At 63.0% G+C, this 1,389-nt stretch carries 1 protein-coding gene; it reads left to right on the top strand.

The window, feature by feature from the left end; translation table 11 throughout:
* The first annotated feature begins 86 nt into the window (after positions 1–86).
* Positions 87–1,115 carry an IS110 family RNA-guided transposase gene (locus BM162_RS22265; protein WP_093426044.1) on the top strand — a complete coding sequence of 343 codons (1,029 nt, stop codon included), beginning with the start codon at positions 87–89 and terminating at the stop codon, positions 1,113–1,115.
* The last annotated feature ends 274 nt before the right edge of the window (positions 1,116–1,389 follow it).

The raw sequence follows: 1,389 nt of genomic DNA, 5'->3' as shown, positions 1-1,389 counted from the left end.
GGATGGGGTGGTTGCCGTCCTCCCCAGGCGGCATCGCGATGTGCCAAGGTCGTGTTGCTGAAGATACGAAACGGAGAGGACGGCAAATGAATGATACGATGATAGGCGTGGACCTTGCAAAGAACGTGTTCCAGCTACACGCGGCCTCGATGACCGGCCATCTGAAATACCGCAAGAAGCTGACGCGGGCGCAATTTCCGAAGTTCATGGCGGACCAGCTTCCTTCCGTGGTGGTGATGGAGGCTTGCGCCAGCGCCTCGCATTGGGCCCGGGAACTGACAAAGCTCGGCCATGAGGTGAGGCTGATCGCGCCGCAATACGTCCGGCCCTTTGTGAAGCGCCAGAAGAACGACGCGACCGACGCGGAAGCGATCGTGATTGCGGCGCAGCGCCCCGAGATGCGCTTTGTCCCGCCGAAATCCGAGGAGCAGCAGGCTCGCGCCGCGCTGTTCCGCGCCCGCGAACGTCTCGTCCATCAGCGCACGGAACTCGTTAACGCCCTCCGCGGGCTGCTCTACGAGTTCGGGCACACCGTCCCTCAGGGCATCCGCCATCTCAAGGCCATCGAGGCCATAGTCGGGGACTCCGCCACGTCCTTGCCGGAACTCGTCCGCGACGAATGCAAGGATCTGCTGCTTCAGATCTTCGAGAAGACCACCCGCATCGAGGCGCGCACGAAGACCGCCAGGAAGCTCGCAGAGACCACGGACACCGCGCGCCGCCTCCAGACGATGCCCGGCGTCGGCCCGATGACCGCACTTGCCGTCGAAGCTTTTGCGCCGAACATGGGAGGCTTCCGGCGCGGCCGCGATTTCGCTGCCTGGCTGGGTCTCGTTCCGCGGCAGCATTCCTCGGGCGGCAGGGAACGTCTCGGTCGGGTCTCCAAGGCGGGCCAGGCCGACATACGAAAATTGCTGATCATCGGCGCGATGGCAAGGCTAACGTTCCGCGGTCGCAAGTCAGTGCGCGAAGGCAGTTGGCTGGCCCGGATGCTGGCACGCAAGCCGAAGATGCTGGTGGCGATCGCTTTGGCCAATCGGATGGCGCGGCAGCTTTGGGCAATGATGACGAAAGGCGAGGACTTCAGGGATCCGGTGTCGGCAAGCGCGGCGTGACCAAACGCGAAGCGATCGGTTGATATCGGAGCGAGGGGTGTAGGAAGGCGACGACCCAAATGGGCAGAACGATCGGTCAGATCGGGACGAGGGAAACCAGCGTAAGCGCCAGAGCTGCCAAGCTCGCAATCGGGATTGGAGCCTTGTCCGCAGATCACCATATCGGCCAGCGGCTTCAGGACATGCCGCACAGAAAGGCCTGACAGAGGACCGCGCTCGATCACTCGCCAAAGGGGTCAGAAACTTCTTGCAAAACGGACGGCAACCACAGAGG

The sequence above is a fragment of the Tranquillimonas alkanivorans genome, assembly GCF_900115595.1.
Taxonomy (GTDB): domain Bacteria; phylum Pseudomonadota; class Alphaproteobacteria; order Rhodobacterales; family Rhodobacteraceae; genus Tranquillimonas; species Tranquillimonas alkanivorans.
This window is presented reverse-complemented; position numbering and strand designations above follow the sequence as displayed.

Bases quoted from the DNA above. Each gene is read 5' to 3' on its own strand.
- BM162_RS22265 (WP_093426044.1), top strand. From the start codon at position 87: ATGAATGATACGATGATAGGCGTGGACCTTGCAAAGAACGTGTTCCAG.